17 protein-coding genes are annotated in these 18054 nt (G+C 69.7%); 6 read left to right on the forward strand and 11 right to left on the reverse strand.

Going from position 1 to position 18054, the window contains the following annotated elements; genetic code table 11:
* Positions 1-165 precede the first annotated feature (165 nt).
* Entirely contained in the window at positions 166-1470 is a 1305-nt protein-coding gene (locus tag J7E87_RS03940) for a YncE family protein (protein WP_251016929.1), read from the reverse strand.
* 236 nt (positions 1471-1706) lie between these two features.
* On the opposite strand from J7E87_RS03940, the gene J7E87_RS03945 reads away from it, so the two are divergent.
* Positions 1707-2369 carry a TetR/AcrR family transcriptional regulator gene (locus tag J7E87_RS03945; protein ID WP_215089893.1) on the forward strand — a complete coding sequence of 221 codons (663 nt, stop codon included), beginning with the start codon at positions 1707-1709 and terminating at the stop codon, positions 2367-2369.
* A gap of 113 nt (positions 2370-2482) precedes the next feature.
* Here the strand turns inward: J7E87_RS03945 and J7E87_RS03950 are convergent, their stop codons facing one another.
* Entirely contained in the window at positions 2483-3796 is a 1314-nt protein-coding gene (locus tag J7E87_RS03950; protein WP_215089895.1) for a sodium:proton antiporter, read from the reverse strand.
* 378 nt (positions 3797-4174) lie between these two features.
* Complete coding sequence (locus J7E87_RS03955; RefSeq protein WP_215089897.1) at positions 4175-4471, reverse strand: glutaredoxin domain-containing protein; 297 nt, start codon at positions 4469-4471, stop codon at positions 4175-4177.
* Positions 4472-4609: 138 nt separating this feature from the next.
* Here J7E87_RS03955 and J7E87_RS03960 point away from each other — a divergent pair, with 138 nt between their 5' ends.
* From J7E87_RS03960 to J7E87_RS03970, 3 genes are all read left to right on the forward strand, one after another.
* Positions 4610-5227: a hypothetical protein gene (locus J7E87_RS03960; protein WP_215089899.1), complete on the forward strand. Its 618-nt coding sequence runs from the start codon at positions 4610-4612 to the stop codon at positions 5225-5227.
* Positions 5227-5646 carry a hypothetical protein gene (locus J7E87_RS03965; protein WP_215089901.1) on the forward strand — a complete coding sequence of 140 codons (420 nt, stop codon included), beginning with the start codon at positions 5227-5229 and terminating at the stop codon, positions 5644-5646. Before J7E87_RS03960 ends, J7E87_RS03965 begins: the two co-directional genes overlap by 1 nt.
* 703 nt (positions 5647-6349) lie before the next feature.
* The gene (locus J7E87_RS03970) at positions 6350-6871 is read left to right on the forward strand and encodes a hypothetical protein (RefSeq protein WP_215089903.1); all 522 of its coding nucleotides are present in this window, start codon (positions 6350-6352) and stop codon (positions 6869-6871) included.
* Between the two features lie 22 nt (positions 6872-6893).
* On the opposite strand, the gene J7E87_RS03975 is transcribed toward J7E87_RS03970, so the two are convergent.
* From J7E87_RS03975 to J7E87_RS03990, 4 genes are all read right to left on the reverse strand, one after another.
* Positions 6894-8093, reverse strand: coding sequence for an epoxide hydrolase family protein (locus J7E87_RS03975; RefSeq protein ID WP_215089905.1), 1200 nt, complete (start codon positions 8091-8093; stop codon positions 6894-6896).
* Positions 8094-8251: 158 nt separating this feature from the next.
* Positions 8252-9028 carry a DUF2071 domain-containing protein gene (locus tag J7E87_RS03980; RefSeq protein WP_215089907.1) on the reverse strand — a complete coding sequence of 259 codons (777 nt, stop codon included), beginning with the start codon at positions 9026-9028 and terminating at the stop codon, positions 8252-8254.
* A 179-nt stretch (positions 9029-9207) separates the two neighbouring features.
* On the reverse strand, positions 9208-9537 hold the full coding sequence (locus J7E87_RS03985; RefSeq protein WP_308312843.1) for a TetR-like C-terminal domain-containing protein: 330 nt from the start codon (positions 9535-9537) through the stop codon (positions 9208-9210).
* 67 nt (positions 9538-9604) lie between these two features.
* The gene (locus J7E87_RS03990; protein ID WP_215089909.1) at positions 9605-11161 is read right to left on the reverse strand and encodes an FAD-dependent monooxygenase; all 1557 of its coding nucleotides are present in this window, start codon (positions 11159-11161) and stop codon (positions 9605-9607) included.
* Positions 11162-11394: 233 nt separating this feature from the next.
* Between J7E87_RS03990 and J7E87_RS03995 the strand changes: the two genes are divergently transcribed.
* Positions 11395-11667: a hypothetical protein gene (locus tag J7E87_RS03995; protein WP_215089911.1), complete on the forward strand. Its 273-nt coding sequence runs from the start codon at positions 11395-11397 to the stop codon at positions 11665-11667.
* Positions 11668-11684: 17 nt separating this feature from the next.
* A complete protein-coding gene (trxB, locus tag J7E87_RS04000; RefSeq protein WP_215090021.1) occupies positions 11685-12641 on the forward strand; it encodes a thioredoxin-disulfide reductase in 957 nt (318 codons plus the stop codon).
* 123 nt (positions 12642-12764) lie between these two features.
* Here the strand turns inward: trxB and J7E87_RS04005 are convergent, their stop codons facing one another.
* The 4 genes from J7E87_RS04005 to J7E87_RS04020 form a co-directional block, all read right to left on the reverse strand.
* Positions 12765-14081 carry a phytase gene (locus J7E87_RS04005; protein WP_308312844.1) on the reverse strand — a complete coding sequence of 439 codons (1317 nt, stop codon included), beginning with the start codon at positions 14079-14081 and terminating at the stop codon, positions 12765-12767.
* 348 nt (positions 14082-14429) lie between these two features.
* Positions 14430-15368 carry a carbohydrate ABC transporter permease gene (locus J7E87_RS04010; RefSeq protein ID WP_374195136.1) on the reverse strand — a complete coding sequence of 313 codons (939 nt, stop codon included), beginning with the start codon at positions 15366-15368 and terminating at the stop codon, positions 14430-14432.
* Positions 15365-16705: a carbohydrate ABC transporter permease gene (locus J7E87_RS04015; RefSeq protein WP_251016931.1), complete on the reverse strand. Its 1341-nt coding sequence runs from the start codon at positions 16703-16705 to the stop codon at positions 15365-15367. The genes J7E87_RS04010 and J7E87_RS04015 overlap by 4 nt, the downstream gene beginning before the upstream one ends.
* Positions 16706-16716: 11 nt before the next feature.
* On the reverse strand, positions 16717-18045 hold the full coding sequence (locus J7E87_RS04020; RefSeq protein ID WP_215089913.1) for an ABC transporter substrate-binding protein: 1329 nt from the start codon (positions 18043-18045) through the stop codon (positions 16717-16719).
* Positions 18046-18054: the final 9 nt, after the last annotated feature.

Raw genomic sequence — 18054 nt, forward strand, 5'->3', positions numbered from 1 at the left:
AGCGCTGCCGGGCCGATACACGCGGCTGTGAACCAGCGCGGCGACGATCCGGCCCGGCACGCTGCTGTCCCGCTGAGCGCGGCGCAGCGTGCCCGGCTGATGGAGGCGATGGGAGGGAGTCGTCGAGCGGCTGTCCCGTTCCCCGGTAGCGACACAGACGGGTGATCAGCCCGCTCCGGGGCCCGTCCAGTCGGCCGCCACATGGGCGATGCGTACTCGCTGCGGGTGGTCGCCCACCGTCACGGACGCGACCCTCTTGCCGGTGGCGAAGTCGATCGCGGTGACGCGGTCCGCGCCGCTCTCCGAGATGACGCAGGACGTGCCGTCGCCGCTCACGGTCGCCCAGTACGGCTTCGATGCCGTCACCAGCGGTCCCTCCTGGAGCGTTGCCCGGTCGACGATCGTCGCGTAGTCGTCCATCGTCCCGGCGACGCACAGCTTGTCGCCCGCCGGGTTCATGGACATGCCGTGGTGGCGGGAGTCGTTGACCCAGGTCGTGCGGTCCTCGCTGGTCCCGGGATTCTTCGGCAGCGTCTTGACGCTGGTGATCCGGTCGGAGGCGACGTCGTACTCGACGATGCCGTTGAAGAAGGAGACCTGGAAGTACAGCTTCGACTCGTCCGGTGTGAAGGCGACTGGCCGGACCGCGTCGGACAGGTCCTTGCGGCCGAAGGCGTCGAGGCGTCCGCGCATGTCGATGACCCTGACCTCCTTGAAGGTGGTGGCGTCGACAACGGTGATACGGCGGTCGCCCTTCGTCCAGTCCCACGCCGGGTCGTCCAGCGCCGTGTTGACCTCGCCTATCGACATGTTCCAGAGGTGCTTACCGCCGTCGGTGAAAACGTTCTCGTGCGGTTTGTCCCCGGTCTTGAACATCCCGACCTGCTTGCCGGTCCTGATGTCGAGAACATGCACGGTGTTGGACGTCGATGCCGAGACGGCCACGCGTGTGCCGTCGGGGGAGACCGCCATGTGGTCGGAGCGGTAACCGGACACGGGGAAGCGCCAGTTGATCCGGCCCGTGGCGAGGTCGATCGACACCACGTCGGCGAAGCTCGGGCGGGAGGCGACCATGGCCGAGCCGTCGGGCGTGGAGTACATGTCGTCGACGAACTGGTCGTGTCCCTCGCCGGGGCCGTTGCGGATGCCGAGGAAGTAGATGAGCTTGACCGGGTTGAGGTATATCTCCCTGAGGCGCTGGTCCTTGTCCGGAATGACGTTGATGCGGCCGATCTTGGCGAAGTCGCCTCTGGACGCGATGACGTCGGCGGTGCCGTCCCAGTTGTTGCCCACGAACATCACCTCCTTGAGTCCCGACGTGCCGTCACTCGGGGCGGCAGCGGTCGCGGAACTGGCGCTTGCCAAGGCGAAGGCCGCGGCGAGAGCGCTGAGCGCGCGCAGGGACGGGCGGGGCCGGGGGACACGCACTGACACGATCCGCCGTGAACGCCGGCTTGTGGGCAAGGACATCGTCGTTCCTTCCGTGGGGGAGTCGCAGCTCTTGGCGCTGTACGGGGTGCCGGGTTGGTGCGGAAGTGGTGGAACGGTGCGGCGAGTTGGGCCTCTGCCGTCGGACGAAGGGGCCGCAGACCCAATCTGAATACGGGTGCGTTCAGATTGGGCTACTGGAAAGTAACGAGAGGCGGGACACTCCACAAGGCTCACGACACGAGAAAATGCCGGGACCGACGAGGCAGGGAGGGGCAGTGGCAGGCAGGCTCAGGCAACCGACCGGCCGCTACGGGGGCAGGTCCGCGGAGGAACGGCAGGCCGACCGGCGTCAGCGGTTTCTCGACGCCGGGCTGCAACTCTTCGGCGACAGCCCCGGTTACCGCGCCACGACAGTGGCGGCGCTGAGCGAGGCCGCCGGGCTGTCCACCCGTCAGTTCTACGAGGAGTTCCGCACCCTCGAGGATGTACTGGCCGCCCTGCACCTGCAGGTCAACGACTGGGCGGAGGAAGCCGCCCTGACCGCGCTCGCAGATGCCGACGGTCTGCCGATCGCGGAACGCGCCACGGCGACCTTCCGTGCATACGCCGCCGACGTCACCGGCGACCCCCGTCGTATCCGTATCGCTTTCGTCGAGATCATCGGTGTCAGTCCGCGAATGGAGGAGCAGCGCCTGGCGCGGCGCTCCCGGTGGGTGGACCTCATTTGCGCCGAGGCGGCAGCGGCGGTCGAGCGGGGTGAGGCGGCGCCTCGTGACTATCGCGTCGCCGCGGCCGCCTTCATCGGAAGCGTGAACGGTCTCCTGCACGACTGGAGAGCCGGCTGGGTGGACGCGACGCTGCATCAGGTCGTGGACGAGCTCGTGCAGTTGCTGCTCGGCATCCTGCGCCCGGTCGACCGGCCGCTGCCCGGCGGGTAGGCCGCACTCAGCGCAACGGGGATGCCTGCCCGGCGAGTCTGTGGCCCGCGCGATGGGGCGCCACGCGGGCCAGTTGCGCGACGACCCGGTGCTGCGGCCGGCCTGGGGCGGCATCACGTATCGGGCTCGTTCAGGGCGCCGAGCCTGCGGCGCGCGGGGGTCTCGGGTACGGGTGTGCCCTCGCGCAGTTCAGGGGTGGTGGCCGCGGCCTTCTCGTGCCAGCGTCCGTACCGCTCGGCGAGCGCTACGGCCGAGACGCCGTGCAGGAGGACACTGAGGCCGACGGTGATCGCGACCACCCTGCCCAGCAGCTCCACCCCGGGGACGTTCTCCTCCACCACGAGCAGACCCAGCACGAGGGACGCGAGACCGCGTGGCCCGAACCACCCGATGTACGCCACCGTGGAGGGCCGCAGCCTGCTCCCGGCAAGCGCGACAGTCACCGGCACCATTCGGACGACGGTGAGGCTGAGCACCGCGTACACGATGATCCGCCAGCTCAGGTGCCCCAGCGCAGGGCCGAGCAGTACCGCCCCGAAGACCAAAAGGCTGATCGACGCCAGGAGTCCTCCGAGATTCTCGGCGAAGTCGGCCGTGCGGTCCGGGCCTTTCTCCTCGCCACCGATCCGGAGGCGACGCAGGGCGAACCCAAAAGCGAATCCGGCAACCCAGGCGGCGATGAATCCGCTGCCGTCCGCAGCGATCGCAAGCTCGTACGCCGCCGCCGCGACGGCCAGCAGGTAGACCTGCCGCCACTCCCGCGTGACCCACCCCCTGGCCCGGGACCACTGCAGCAGCCGACCGCCGAGGCCACCGACCAGCAGACCCAGCGCGGTGCTCAGCACAAGCGCGCGCCAGAAGACACCCGCCACGCCTTCTTCCGCATAGTGCGTACCTGGGATGGCTGCCAGGAACAGGATGAAGAAGGGCAGCACCATGCCGTCGTTCAGGCCGCTTTCGACATTGAGTCCGTGACGTACGAGTGGCGGGACCCGGGGATTGGAGACGGCGGTCTTTCCGAGGGCTGCGTCGGTGGGGGCGAGGATGGCGCCGACGAGTGCGAGCTCCCAGACTGTCAGCCCCGGCAGCAACGGCCAGGCAAGCAGCCAGCCCGCCCCGATACTCAGCGGCAGTCCGATGCCCAGCAGGCGGCCGGGCAGAAAGCCGCCGATCTGCAGGTCCCGCCTGCGTACCGTCATGGCATCGGTGAACAGGACGAGCGCCAGGGTGGCTTCGAGGAGGGCGATGATCGGTGCGGCGTCGTGTTGCATGTCGACGAGGTCGAGCACGGCCGGCCCGAGGAGGACCCCGGTGCCGACGAACACGATGGCCGACGAGAGGGGCGTCGAGGCCAGCCGACGCGAGAACATTGCGTACGCGGCAGTGACGCCCGCAACCGCCACACCGGTCCAGGCGCCACTGCTCATGTTCCGGCCCTCCGGATCCACCCGCCGGACACTCCCGGCCGATTGTCGACTCTTGCCGGCCCCGGGGCAGCCCCACTGGTCCCGCATGAACGCGCCCGTGGCCTCCTTCTACAGGTCGGCCCGGAGTTGCCCGCTGATGTCGACGAGGACACGCCGGATGGTGCCGCCAGGAAGTGGAACGGCGGGTCGTGGTCGCTCAAGAGAGGCTGACCGCTGTCACGGCCGAGGCAGGCCTTCACCGCTGCGGTGGACGGCGGTGCCGACACGTCGCGCGGGGACGGCGGCCGACGAGGGCGCGGACTCTGTCACCGTGACCGCCGCCCGGCACGGGGTGCGCATACCAGCCCTGGTGAGAACGCGGCAGGCATCCGCCCGGAGTTACGAGGACCGGTCGGTCCCGCCCGCCCGGGGCAGCAGGTGAGGGGCGTATGTCCGGATCTCGCCGAAGAGCCGGCGCTTCGACGGGTTGACCATGGCGCGCCCGGCCACGGTGACGGTCGGCACCGTCTCGTTCCCGTCCGCGACCGACCGGACGAAGGCCGCGGCCTCACGGTCCTTCCAGATGTTGACGCTGGTGTAGCGCAGGCGCGTGAAGAGCAGACGCAGTCGCAGCTTCATGCAGTACGGGCACAGGGGACGCCAGTACAGCACGACACCGTCGTCGTCCGCGGCCATGAGGTACCCCTGCCTGTACGTGCGTTGAAGTCACCGTAGGTCACTGCGGGACCGGCCCCGGGGGCCGCGGTCCGTTTGGCCGACGGCTTGCGGGCAACCCGTCGGGAGGAATGCCCATCATGAACCGGGAAGGCAGCCATGTACACAGTACTGATCATCGTCGCTCTGGTGGCGGTGCTCGCGATCGCCGCCGCCGCGGTCTTCTACCTCTCACCGGGCGCGGGCGGCGGCCGGCTGGGTCTCAAGCGGCGGTTCGGGCCCGAGTACGACCGGGCCGTCGCCCGCCACGACGGCGACAACAAGGCCGCGGAACGCGAACTGACGGAGCACGTCAAGCGCCACGGCGATCTCAAGGCGCGGCCGCTGACGAACGAGAATCGTGAGTGGTACGTCGCCCAATGGGCCGGCCTCCAGGAGCAGTTCGTCGACTCCCCGGAGGGAGCGGTCGCCGCGGCGGACCAACTCCTGGCGCGGCTCGCGGCGGAGCGGGGCTTCCCCGAGGCCGCACAGCACGAGGAGCAGCTCGCCGCTCTGTCCGTGCACCACGCGGGACAGGTCGACGGCTATCGCCGGGTCCACCGCGCGGCGCACGGGGAAGCGAGCACTGAGGAGTTGCGCGAGGCGATGGTCGAGGGCCGTGCGCTGTTCGTCGCTCTGGTCAGCGCCCGTCCCGAGGACACCCGCGGGCCGCGTGCCGGTGCGCCGGGACGCGTTCGGCGCGGACATCTGCTGAAGCCGAAGGGGAGTGGCGCCTGATGGTGTACGAAGTGGAGCGGACCGACTCGCCCGAGCGCTCCGAGCACTCCGAGCACTCCGAGCACTCCGAGCACTCCGAGCACTCCGAGCGCTCCGAGCGCTCCGAGCCCTCGCGGCCGCAGGAGCAGCCCCTGGCGGTGCACCTCATCCCGACGGACGAGCGCGAGCAGCTGGCCCTGCGCCTGCAGCAGTCCCTCACCGGCTTCGTCGACGGGCCGCAGCACGCGGTCGCGGAGGCGGCGGCGGTACTGGACGAGACCGCCAAGCAGATCACGGCCGCCCTCACCGAGCAGCGTCACTCCCTGCGCGCCGAATGGCAGGGCGCGGGTAAGGACAGCTCGGCGGAGGCGGACACGGAGGAGCTGCGGGTCGCCCTGCGCGCGTATCGCGAGGTGACGGAACGGCTGCTGCGGTTGTAGACCGTGGCGGCCGGCGCGGTCGGCGGGCCGGGCTCCCATGGTGGTGGTTGAGCAGCACGACCCCGCCCGCCGACCGACCGTGGCCCGTTGCCGGGTCAGTGAGAGCAGGATTCCCTCGCCACCTTGCCGGGATTGCGCTGAGCGTTCTCCCAAGCGGCAGCACCCGCCTCGAAGTTCTGCTGCAGTGGACCGTCCTTCACGACCCCCACGAGTTCGCCGCGCTGATCGGCCCGGACTTGGGTAGTGCCGCCCTGGTTGTTGTACATCGAGTGGCTGCCGTACCGACGAAGATCCGCGGGTGTTCCAGGCCCCGCGTCGCGCGCCCGCGGTCGTTGTTCCAGCTCTCCGCGTCACGCCATGCCGCGACGTCGTGACCGCCGTGGGCGCTCAGCAGCAGCCGGTCCCGGGTCCGGACGTTCCCGTTCTTGCGCCGTGCGTCCCCCGGCTGCAGTCGCAGCGTCCGTGCTGCGCCGGCCCGGCGACCCTCCCGGTCGTTGGGGGCGCGACGGTACCTCCCCGGGAGGGTGCCGTGGAGGACGCCGTAGGGCCGTAATGCCTGGACGCCGGCTCCGCAGCACTGGAGGAGCCGTCGTCACTCGGATGGTCGGCAGTCTTCACCCGCATGCTTCGCGGGTCGCGCCGTCTCGGCGCCGCTCGGAAATGCTGAGGTCCCAGCCGCCCCACCTCCAGAAATGGGAACAGCATGCCTTTGTCGTCCGTCCTCGGCCCGTGGATACGTTCGCGTCACGGGTACGCGGTCGCAGTGGTCCTCACCGCGACACTGTTCGCCGCCGCCGGGCCCGCTGCCGCCGACGCAGCGCCAGTGGTGGCCGCGGGGCCGGCCGCCCAACGCCCCATCAATGCCTCCGCGTTCATGGACAGGGCCACCGCGGCTGCCTGGCGGACCGTTCCGTCGTGGGCCCTGGTCGCCGCCCATGACAAGTCCATCGCCGCCGACCTGGAGCGGTTCGAGGCCGAACGCGCCCGCTCGCACACCGTCGGGGTCGACTCCTCCCACGTCGCCATGATCACCCACCCCGACGCCGTCACGGATCTCATCGTGGCAGCCACCGGTGCTCAGGCGCCCGCGAAGGCGAACCTGGCTGATAGGAGCTCCTCCAGGACCCGGGCACTTGTTGCCGGCGGTGGTATCGCGGTGGCCGCGGTGCTCACGGGCGCGGGCCTCGTCGCGGTATCCCGCAAGCGACGCAATTCCGTACGCTGACGACCGGGCACTGACGGCCGCGTCAGCCGTGGCCGGTAGCGCGAAGGGCACGGAAGAACGACCGTACGTCGTCGACCAGCAGGTCCGGCTCCTCCATCGCGGGGAAGTGCCCACCCCGGTCGAACTCCGTCCAGCGCACGATCGAGTTCGTCTGCTCCGCGATGTGCCGCAGCGGAATGAAGTTCTCGTGCGGGAAGACGGCCAGCGCGGTCGGCGCGGTCGACGGCTCGGGCGGCGCGCCCCAGTAGTCGGCGTGCGCCCTCTCGTAGTAGATGCGGGCGGACGAACCGGCAGTGCCGGTAAGCCAGTACAGCATCACGTTGGTGAGCAGCTGGTCGCGGTCGACTGCGTCCTCAGGGCGGTCCGGTGAATCGGTCCACTCCTTGAACTTCTCGGCGATCCAGGCCAGTTGGCCGACCGGTGAGTCGGTCAGCCCGTACGCCAGCGTCTGTGGCCGGGTGGACTGGATGTCGGCGTAACCCTGGCTGTCGCGGCGCCACTGCCGGCTCCGTTCCCACGAGGCCAGTGTGCGCTCACGCTCCGCCTGGCTGAGCGCGGCCAGCTCGTCGGCGTCCGGCTCCTCGGCCGCGGCTGAGCCCGGCAACAGGTTCAGGTGTACGCCGATGACCTGGTCGGGGCAGGTGCGGCCGAGCTCGCGGGAAACGGCCGAGCCCCAGTCGCCGCCCTGAGTGCCGTACCGACGGTAGCCCAGACGCCGCATCAGCTCCGCGAATGCGGCGGCGACCCTGCGGAACTCCCAGCCCGTCTGCCGCGTCGGCCCGGACAGCCCGAATCCCGGGATGCTCGGCAGCACCAGGTGGAACGCGTCGGACGGATCGCCCCCGTGGGCTCGCGGGTCTGACAGCGGACCGGCGATGTCGGCGAACTCGACGATCGAGCCGGGCCAGCCGTGCGTCATGATCAGCGGCGTCGCGTCCGGTTCCGGAGACCGGATGTGGGCGAAATGGACGTGTGCCCCGTCGATGGTGGTGGTGAACTGCGGCCACTCGTTCAGCCGGGCTTCCGCGGCGCGCCAGTCGTACTCGTGCCGCCAGTACCGCGCCAGCTCCTTGAGGTAGTCACGCGGGATGCCGTAGGCCCAGCCGACCTTGGGCAGTTCGTCCGGCCATCGGGTCCGGTCCAGACGCTCCTGCAAGTCGTCCAGGTCGCCTTGGGGAATGTCGATGCGGAACGGGCGGATGCTTTCGGTGGGGCTGGTCATGAGTGCGCATGCTAGGTACGCCCCGCCAGGAAAGCGAACGAGATCTGTGTGCCGAAGCGGACGGGTGATGAAGAGCCTCTGACCCGTGCTGGGGCGCTGCCCCGTCGCCGAGCCGCCGGCACACCGAAGGCGGGCGTGACCACGGACAAGGCACGCCGTCAGGGCGTCGGGATGCCGCCGGGGCGGGCCGGGCGTCCGAAGCGTACGGGGACGCCTGGCGAGTACAGCACGCTCACCGGATCGCCGACCGGCTTGGGGAGTCCCGCGGCCACGATGAGGTTCTCGTCGCACTCGACCAGGTCAGCTCGGTGCAGGGGCCAGCGTGGGTGGGTGTTCGGCAGGTACATCTGCCGTCCGAGGAAGGTGTTGTGCATGCCCCAGCGGGCGGTCAGGAAGTGCTCCAGGGCGGTGGGATCCTCGACGCTTTCCCTGATGCGTACGGTGATCCGGCTGTGCGCGCCGCTCGGCCCCGGCCAGCGCCTGGCGCTTGTGTAGGTGATGGTGTCGTCGCGGTGGCGGACCGTCATCCGGGACCACAGGTACGGCAACCGGAACGCCGTTCGGGCAACCGCTACCGGTATGAGGCGTGAGGCGTCGAGCGAGCGGAAGACGACGCCGCGCCGCCCGTGGGCGTCGACCGAGTAGAGGCGGACATTGGTCTCGGGGAAGGTTCCCAGATAGGGGACGCCGGGGAGGCGAAACCAGCCGACACGGTGCATACGGAAGGCTACGAGGCCGACATAGGTGACCCCGTCCAGGGTGTCGGGGACGGTTCCGGCCGGCAGGAGGGGAGCCACGTCCGCCGGGTCGACGGCCCAGTGCAGGAACGCCAGGTCGAGCCACGACTGGGTGAGCAGCGGATTCGCTGTGGTGCTGGGCGGGTCGGCCGTTATCGGTTCCGGGGCGAGCGGTGTGAGCGACACGGCGCCCAGCATCGCAGACGCCTTTGACCCGGCTTGGCCCCACCCTGCTGTCCTCGTTGGAGTGGCCGGTGAGCGATGCGTAGAGCGGCGAGCAGTGCGTGGAGCAAGGGGATCTGCGGGGCGGTGGCCACCGGGGCCGGGGGAGCTCCTCGCTAGGCGGCAATCGCCCGGGTATGGGCAAGTTTGTCGAGTTAGTCCGGTCCCGCCGCCTCGGCGCGAACGATGAGCCGCCAATAGACCGGCGCGGCGAGCAGGTCCAGCGCAAGCTCCAGATCGGTATCCGCAGGCAGCTCGCCGCGCTCGATCGCCCGCTGGAACATCTCCATCGCAACCTCGCGCCTCGGCGCGCCGATCATGGCTTTGCTGAACTCGCCCAGCTCCGGGTCGCGGGCCGTCTCGGCCACGAGGTCGGGCAGAATCCGGGAGAACCGGGGGTGTGTCAGCCACTCCATCAGCGCGTCAAGGCTCGCGCGCAGGTCGCCGCGGAGTGAGCCGGTGTCCGGGACCACGGCCAGCGCCACGCCGAACGCATCACCGGCCGCCCGGCCCGCGGCTTCCGCGAATTCGCCGAAAGCGAGATCCGCTGATTCAGTTGCTGTCCGCCGCCTGATCAGCCGGCGGCAGCCACCGGTCGAGGTAACTGAGGAGACCGGTCAGGTCCGTGCCCCCGGCCCGGTATCCGATATAGCCGTCCGGCCGGATCAGGCAGTGGGTGATGCCCCGCCAAGGGCCGCTCGTGCCGAGCGTGTGGACATGGAGCAGGTCGTCGCGACCGCCGGTGGTCGCCGCGATCCGTTCCGTGTCCCACACTTCGCGGCGCCCGCACAGGAGCAGGTGGTAGCCGGGAGCGGCCGTCATCGCGTGCAGGCCGCCGGGGGAGTCCGGCAGCCGGTCACCTGCCCGCGGACCGTGCCCGGGCGGACGCCCGCCCTCGGTCGTGGCGAGGCTGCGCCGGTAGTGGATGGCCAGCTGCGAGACCGTACGGAAGGCCGCGGCGCGGAGGAAGGGAAGGCGCAGGATCAGCGGTGCGAGACGGGGTGCGACGCGGGCGCGGGCCAGCTTGAGCAGTGGATTGCGGCCGGTGGCGATGGTGAACGCGCGGTCGGTGAAGCGCAGCACGTTGCGGCCGACCGGGGCGCGTTCGCTCTCGTAGGTGTCCAGCAGGGCGTCCGGGGCGTCGCCGCGGCAGACGAGGGCGAGCTTCCAGCCCAGATTGAGCGAATCCTGGATACCGGTGTTCATGCCCTGGGCCCCGGCGGGGCTGTGGATGTGGGCGGCGTCGCCGGCGAGGAAGGCGCGTCCGGCGCGGTAGTTCTTGGCGCCGCGGTTGTAGAGCTTGAAGTCGGTCATCCATTCGGGGTCCCGCAGGCGCAGCGGGTCGCTGACATAGCGGTCGACGATCGCCTGCAGCTGCCCGAGCGCCGGCGGACTTTCGGCGTCGGTGTCACCCGGCGGGCGCATCGCGAGCATCCGCCAGCTCGCCGGTGAGACCAGCGGGAAGAAGAACAGCACCCCGGCGTCGGTCATGTACACGTGGGCAGCGCCCTTTTCCAGACCGTCCACTTCCAGGTCCGCGAGCGCGAACGTCTGCGGGTAGGCGTAGCCCTCGAAGCCGATACCGGCCTGCTCGCGGACCGTGCTGCGCGCCCCGTCGCAGCCGACGACATAGCGGGCGGTCACCTCCTCCTCGCTGCCGTCCTGATGCCTCAACCGGCATGCCGAAAAAACGTTTTCGGCCGTCAGATCCAGCAGCTCGGTGCCCCGTTCGACAGTCGTGCCGACCGTGGCGAGATGGCTGTCGAGCACGCTCTCCGTCTCGGCCTGGGACAGGAAGAGCAGGTAGGGGTACGGGGTGTCGGCGACGCCGATGTCGAACAGCGGCAGCCGCACGGTACGACCCGGAAGGTGCATCCGCAGCTGCACGGCCGGGTTCCCGCGCGCGACCAATTCGTCCGTCACGCCGAACGGGGAGAGGGCTTCCAGGGTTCGGGGCTGGATGGCAAGCGCCCGTGATTCCCGGGCCCGGTCGAGGTGCCGGTCGATGATCCGGAACCGAGCCCCGTACGCATGCAACTGCGCCGCGAGGGCCAACCCGGTGGGCCCCGCGCCCACCACCAGCACATCAAGGGATCGACTCGCAGCCATGGCAGCAGTGTGCCGCCGAAGTGCCCCGCCGCGCTTGCCGGGCTCGAAAAACCGGACCGTCGAGCGTGGAGAGCCTGGCGGCGATCGAGGCATCCGCTCGGATCGGGTCAGCGTCGACTGACGCCATCATGGGCCGATATCCTTACATCAACTGGAACTGATACCAGTCCGGACTGAGTGGAAGGGCCGCGCACCCGCGTCGGACCACTCCGCATACTCGGCAAAGGAATCCGATGGTCTCCAGCCCGCTCGCCTCCGTGCTGTTCGTCCGTGTCCACAACGCCGGACGTTCGCAGACGGCCGCCGGATTCCTCACCCACCTCGCGGGCGAGCTGATCGAGGTCTGCGGCGATGTGCGCCCGGTCTTCCCCGGCAGGAAGTACCTCGACCGGGATCTTAAAGACCCGGCGGGCCAGGGCGTCGAGGCCGTACGGACCATCCGGGGCGAGATCAGGACTCTCGTCGAGGGCCTCATCGCCGAGGCCGCGCCGGAGGCCGCGAAGTGACCAGCGAGAACGAGATCCTGACCAGCCCGAACGAGATCCGCAACGTCATCGTCGTTGGTTCCGGGCCGGCCGGCTACGCCGCCGCCCTCTACGCCGCCCGCGCCTCCCTCGAGCCGCTGGTGTTCGAGGGTTCGGTGACCGCGGGCGGAGCGCTGGCCCAGACGACCGAGGTGGAGAACTTCCCCGGTTTCCGCGACGGCATCATGGGCCCGGACCTCATGGACAACATGCGCGCCCAGGCCGCCCGGTTCGGCGCCGAACTGATCCCCGACGACGTCGTCATCCTCGACCTCACCGGCGACATCAAGACCGTCACCGACACCGCCGGCACGGTCCACCGCACCAAGGCCGTGATCGTCGCGACCGGCTCACAGCACCGCAAGCTGAACCTGGCGGGCGAGGACGCGCTCTCCGGCCGCGGTGTCTCGTACTGCGCGACCTGCGACGGATTCTTCTTCCGCGACCACGACATCGTGGTCGTCGGCGGCGGCGACACGGCGATGGAGGAGGCGACGTTCCTCTCCCGGTTCGCGCGCTCCGTCACCGTCGTCCACCGACGCGACACGCTGCGAGCCTCCAAAGCCATGCAGGAGCGTGCCTTCGCAGACCCGAAGATCTCGTTCGTCTGGAACAGCGAAGTCGTCGAACTCCATGAGAGGGACGGCAAGCTGGCCGGCCTCACCCTGCGCAGCACCAGGACCGGCGAGACGTCCGAACTCCCCGCCACCGGCCTGTTCGTGGCCATCGGCCACGACCCGCGCACCGAACTGGTCCAGGGTCAGCTGGAGTTGGAAGAGGACGGCTACGTCAAAGTCGCCTCGCCCTCCACCCGTACGAGCATCCCCGGCGTCTTCGCCGCGGGCGACGTCGTGGACCACACCTACCGTCAGGCCGTCACTGCCGGAGGCTCGGGCTGTGCCTCGGCTCTGGACGCCGAGCGCTACCTCGCCGCCCTCGCGGACAACGACAAGTAAGCGACAAGTAAACGACAGCAAACGACAAGCAGAGGCACCCGCGGTCGTGCCCGGCAGAGGCTCCGGCCCGCGGCAGCCGGCATCTGCCGGGCTGCCGCGGGCCGTCACCTCAGGTCCTCTGCGTCACATGTCGGCGGCGTCGACCACCTTGCCGAGGTCGACGAACTTGAAGCCGGTCGCCTCCCTGTCGCCGCCCTGGCCGTCCGGCACCGCGGGCGTCTCGTGCCCGTCCTGGACAACGAGGAGGCCGCGGGGATAGCGAGCGCCGAGCGGCTGGTTGAGCACAGCCGCGCCGTCGCACTCCTCGCTGCCGTCGAGCGTGCCCGAGGCGGGGCCGACCCGGAAGCCGCCCTCATACTCGTTGTGCTCGGAGATCTCCCGGTCGTACAGCGCGAACGTGTCGTCGCCCTGGCTGGAGGCCATCAGATAGCCGTCGCCGTCGGGCTCCTGGAACAGCGTCAGGCCCTCGACGTCGGCCGACAGTCGCTTGCCGCCGTAGCCGGGATCGGCGCCCAGGGTGCACTCCTCGGTCTGTTCGTCGTAGACGCCGGGGATGCCGTATTCCTTGACCTTGTGGATCAGTACGGGCTTGCCGGTGAGGTCGGCACGCATCCGCCAGATGCCGATGTCCTCCTGGCCGGCGTAGAGCACCCCGTTGGCCGGGTCGACGACCATGCCCTCGACCTGCGGCAGTTCGTCGGGTTCGGCGCACGGGCTCCAGCTCGCGCCGTTGGGAAGGCGGAAGGACGACGGCAGTTCGATCGTGCGAACCTTGCGGTAACCGACCGTGCCTGCCGCCGTCGGCTTCAGCTCCAGGAGCGCGACTGCCGTCCTGTTGCGCCGGCTGACGAGCGCGTACGAACGCCCACTGCTCTTGTCCGTCCAGGTGGCCAGGCCATACGCGGTCCGCTGCTCGTTGATCTCGGACTGACTCGTGGAGAACACGGGCGCGGCCGCCGGACCCGTGACATCGGTCAGCGGGCGTCCCGGTCGCGACGGGTCGATGCGGTAGACGCGCAGCCGGTCATTGCCCCGGTCGCTCACCACCGCGAAATCCGCGCGGCCGTCCGGCGTGCGCAGTCCGGGGACGAGGTCGACGTTGTTGAACCGGCCCGGCGCGTCCCCCTGGCCGGGCGGCGCGGGCGCGGGAATCGACTGGACCGGCCTGGCATCGAGGTCGTAGACCCGCAGGCCGCCTTCCTTCGCCGTGGCGACGACCAGGCTGCGTGCCGGATCGGCGGCGTTACGCCAGATCGCGGGGTCGTCGGCGTTGGCGTTGCCGCCCGCCGCGTCGTCGTAGAGGGCCGGGGTCTCCGCGGTGGGGGTCACCGTGGGCGGAGCGGAGGAGCGGGCCTGCGCGGGGGCCGGGGTGAGGAGTGCGACGAGCGCGGCGCCGAGAGCGGCGGCTGCCGCCGGTCGGGGAGAGCGGTGCAGTCTCACTGGCGCTTCCTTAATGTCGGGGACATGCCGATGGTCCGTCAGGGAGCATCCGGCGAAAGGGCGGCGCCAGGCCGTCATCCAGGTGATGGGGCCGTGTTCGGATGGTGAATTCGCCCGTGCGGCGACGTGCCGCGGGATCTCGGCGACTGCCGGTTCGGGGGCCACACTCCCATTCTCGGCGAGGGAGCTGAATCTCGCGCCCTCAGCAGTTCGCACCCGCAGCGATGAAGGCCCGGACCGCACAACGGTCCGGGCGATCATGTGCTTGTCGTCGGCGATGGTGCCGGTCGCGGTCGCGGTCGCGCAGTCGCGGCCTCGGTTGCGGCCTCGGCCGCGACGATGCGGCGGCTATTTGACCGAGCCCGCCATCACCCCCTGGACAAAGTGCCGTTGGAAGGCGAAGAAGACGATCAGCGGCACCACCAGGGAGAGGAAGGCACCCGGTGCCAGTACTCCGATGTTGCTGCCGAACTGCCGCATCTCGGACTGGAGGGCGACGGTGAGCGGCTGGGACTCGCTGTCGGCGAAGAGCAGCGCGACCAGCATGTCGTTCCAGACCCAGAGGAACTGGAAGATCGCCAGGCTGGCCAGGGCGGGCCGTCCCAGTGGCAGGATCAGCTGGTAGAAGATCCGCCACTCTCCGCCGCCGTCCATCCGGGCGGCCTCCAGCATTTCGCGCGGGATCTCGGCGAAATAGTTACGGAGGAGGAAGATCGCGAAGGGCAGTCCATAGGCGACATGGAAGAGGATCACGCCCGGGATCGTGCCGAACAGCCCTACGGCGCCGAACAGTTTGGCCACGGGCAGCAGCCCGATCTGGACGGGCACCACGAGGAGACCCACGACCACCAGGAAGATCGTGTTGCGGCCGGGGAACTCCAGCCAGGCGAAGGCGTATCCGGCGAGCGCCGCGATGCCGACGACCAGGGCGGTGGTGGGCACCGAGATCAGCACGGTGTTCCAGAAGGCCTGCGTGATACCGGAGTCCTGGAACAGAGCGGTGTAGTTGTCCAGCGACAGTTGCCCGGGATCGGTGAGCGCCGTCCACCAGCCCTCGGCAGCGTTGTCCTGCTCGGAGCGCATCGAGGACAGGAACAGCCCGGCCAGCGGCGTGATCCAGACGAGTGCGACGACGAGCAGGACGGCCTGGACCAGTCCGTTGCTCAGCCACTTGGTGAGCACGCCCAGGGGGCGCGGGCGCGGCCGGCGTGGCCGCACAGGGGCGTTGAGGGAGGTCTTGGCGACCGGCTGGGACGGATTGCGCTCCATGGTGCTGTGACCGCTCATGCTCCGCTCCTTCGGAAGCGCCGGACGTTGAAGATCATGGCGGGTACGACCAGGAGCAGGAGAAGCACGCTGAGGGCGCTGCCGAGGCCCTGGTTGTTGCCGCCGCCGAAGGACACCAGCCACATCCGGGTCGCCAGGACGTTGGCCTCTTCCTGGACCGGCCCGGGCGCGATGATCCACACGAGGTCGAAGACCTTCATCACATTGATCACCAGGGTCACGAAGACCACCGTCAACACCGGGGCGAGCAGCGGCACCGTGATCTTCCGGAAGATCTGCCACTCGTTGGCGCCGTCCATCCGGGCCGCCTCCAGAGCGTCCCGGGGGATGGCCGCGAGTCCAGCGGCGATCAGCACCATCGAGAAGCCGGTCCAGATCCACAGATAGGCACCGATGATCGCGGGGGTGACCAGAGCGGGACCGAGCCAGGAAATGCCCTGATAGGGGGCTGCGAAGTTCTCCGCCGGCAGCCGGACGGTGTACGAACCGGCGTCCAGGCCGGGGAAGTTGAACGAGCCGTCCGCGGCGGTGGTGGCTTTCGCGGCCACCTTTCCGTCCCGTACAGCCTCGACCGACATCCCCGGCAGACCCTTCTCGACCGGGTCGACCTTGCCCGGCTTGCCGCCTCCGCCGGGAGTGAAGTCCAGGTAGACCACGCCCTTCACCTCGTCGGCGGCGGGCGCGGCCAGGGACGCGGCATGTGCGGGCCGGGCACCGGACGGCATTTTGTCCGGTGCCACTCCGACGAAGCCGAGGCTGACGGACTTTCCGGGGCTGACCGCGTCGGCCGTACGGTACGCACCGCCCGGATCCCCGGTCAGTCCCTGGCCCTGACGGGCTCTGGCGGTGGGGTACGCGGAGCGGTCGTCGAAGGCGTCGTGGACCCCGACGGCCACGGCGTTGAGTACACCCCGGTTCGGGTCCTCCTCGTACGCGAGCCGGAAGATGATGCCGGCGGCCAGGAACGACACCGCCATGGGCAGGAAGAGGACCAGCTTGAAGGCAGTTGCCCAGCGCACCTTCTCGGTGAGTACGGCGAGCACCAGGCCGAGACCGGTCAGCAGTACCGGAGCGACGACAACCCAGATGGTGCTGTTGCGGATCGCCTTGAGCGTCGCGGGATCGCTGAATATCTCGGAGTAGTTGTCGCCGCCGACGAAGCGGTCACCGCTCGCGTCGAAGAGACTGCGACCGGCGGAGAACAGAACCGGGTAGACGACCAGGGCACCGAGCAGGAGCAGCGCGGGCAGGACGAACACCACGGCGATGTTCCGCCTTTGGCGCATGGCCCGCCGCCGCGGATTCGCGGCGGCGGTGGATGTGGTGAGTGCAGCCATGGTGCGAGGCCTCAGCTCTTGTAAGCCTTGGCGGCCGCGGCTTCGAGCTTGGCCGCGGTGGCCTTCGGGTCCGACGGGTCGCGCAGGAAGTCCTGGAGGAGCTTCCACTCGCCCGCGCCCTTGGTTCCGCCGAACGCGGCCGGGGCCTGGTCGGACATGTCGAAGCGCACCGAGTCACCGGCATCCACCAGCGACTTGGCCGTGGAGCGGGTGGTGTCATCGGCGTACGAGGCGAGGTCCACGTCCTTGTTGGGGGAGAGGAAGCCTCCGGCGCCGGCCCACACCGAAGCCGCTTCGGGGGTGGCCATGAACTCCAGCAGCCGCTGCGCCGCCTTTTTGTTCTTGCCGTCCTTGAGCACCACGGCCGCGTCGCCGCCGCTGACCACCGGCGCCTTGCCGCTGTCGACGCCGGGGAACGGGAAGAACTTGGCGTCCTCGCCGAGCTTCTTGCCGAAGTCGTCCTTGGCCATCCCGCCCACGAAGTCGCCCTCGTAGACCATGCCGGCCTTGGGCTCGGGACCGAAGACCTGCTCGATCGAGCCCGGGAAGTCGGTGCGCAGGGCGCCGGCCGAGCCTCCGGCCACCAGCTGCTTGTCCTTGAACACCTCACCCAGGGTGGTGAGCGCCTTGACCACGCTGGCGTCGGTCCAGGGCAGGGTGTGGGCGGCCAGCTGGTCGTACTTCTCCGGTCCTGCCTGGGAGAGGTAGATGTTCTCGAACCAGTCGGTGAGGGTCCAGCCGTCCTCGCCGGCGACGGAGAAGGCGGGGAGTCCGGAGTCGGCGAGCGTGCGGCCCGCCTTCAGCATGTCCGTGTAGCTCTTGGGCTCCGCCACTCCGGCCTGCTCGAACGCGCTCGGGCTGTACCAGACGGTCGACTTGTGAGCCGCCTTGAAGTAGAGGCCGTAGTAGGTCTTGTCGACGGTGCCGTAGCTCTTCCACACCGTGGCGAGGTTGGCGCCGGCGGTCTTCGCGGTCTTCTCCGACAGGGGCTCGAGCCAGCCCTCCTTGGCGAACTGCTGCAGTACGCCGACCTGAGGCACCATCGCCACGTCCGGTGCGTTGCCGCCCTCGATCTTGCTGCCGACGAAGGTGGAGACGTTGTCACCGGTGGGCACGAAGACCGTCTTGGCGCCGGTCTCCTTGGTGAAGGCGTCCAGCACCTTGCGGAAGTTCTTCTGCTCGCTGCCGGTCCAGACTCCGGCCACGGTCACGGTCTGGCCGCTGAGTTCCTGGCCGCTCGCCGGGCCGGGTGAGCCGCCGCAGGCCGTCGCGCTGAGGGCGAGGGCGAGCACCGTCGATGCGGCCGCCGTGGTCCGCCGGGTCGTGGTGAGTCGTCGCATGGTGACAGT

Source organism: Streptomyces sp. ISL-1, from assembly GCF_018614585.1.
GTDB lineage: Bacteria > Actinomycetota > Actinomycetes > Streptomycetales > Streptomycetaceae > Streptomyces > Streptomyces maoxianensis.

Bases quoted from the DNA above. Each gene is read 5' to 3' on its own strand.
- J7E87_RS03940 (WP_251016929.1), bottom strand. From the start codon at position 1,470: ATGTCCTTGCCCACAAGCCGGCGTTCACGGCGGATCGTGTCAGTGCGT.
- J7E87_RS03950 (WP_215089895.1), bottom strand. From the start codon at position 3,796: ATGAGCAGTGGCGCCTGGACCGGTGTGGCGGTTGCGGGCGTCACTGCC.
- J7E87_RS03955 (WP_215089897.1), bottom strand. From the start codon at position 4,471: ATGGCCGCGGACGACGACGGTGTCGTGCTGTACTGGCGTCCCCTGTGC.
- J7E87_RS03960 (WP_215089899.1), top strand. From the start codon at position 4,610: ATGTACACAGTACTGATCATCGTCGCTCTGGTGGCGGTGCTCGCGATC.
- J7E87_RS03965 (WP_215089901.1), top strand. From the start codon at position 5,227: ATGGTGTACGAAGTGGAGCGGACCGACTCGCCCGAGCGCTCCGAGCAC.
- J7E87_RS03970 (WP_215089903.1), top strand. From the start codon at position 6,350: ATGCCTTTGTCGTCCGTCCTCGGCCCGTGGATACGTTCGCGTCACGGG.
- J7E87_RS03975 (WP_215089905.1), bottom strand. From the start codon at position 8,093: ATGACCAGCCCCACCGAAAGCATCCGCCCGTTCCGCATCGACATTCCC.
- J7E87_RS03980 (WP_215089907.1), bottom strand. From the start codon at position 9,028: ATGCTGGGCGCCGTGTCGCTCACACCGCTCGCCCCGGAACCGATAACG.
- J7E87_RS03990 (WP_215089909.1), bottom strand. From the start codon at position 11,161: ATGGCTGCGAGTCGATCCCTTGATGTGCTGGTGGTGGGCGCGGGGCCC.
- J7E87_RS03995 (WP_215089911.1), top strand. From the start codon at position 11,395: ATGGTCTCCAGCCCGCTCGCCTCCGTGCTGTTCGTCCGTGTCCACAAC.
- J7E87_RS04010 (WP_374195136.1), bottom strand. From the start codon at position 15,368: ATGAGCGGTCACAGCACCATGGAGCGCAATCCGTCCCAGCCGGTCGCC.
- J7E87_RS04015 (WP_251016931.1), bottom strand. From the start codon at position 16,705: ATGGCTGCACTCACCACATCCACCGCCGCCGCGAATCCGCGGCGGCGG.
- J7E87_RS04020 (WP_215089913.1), bottom strand. From the start codon at position 18,045: ATGCGACGACTCACCACGACCCGGCGGACCACGGCGGCCGCATCGACG.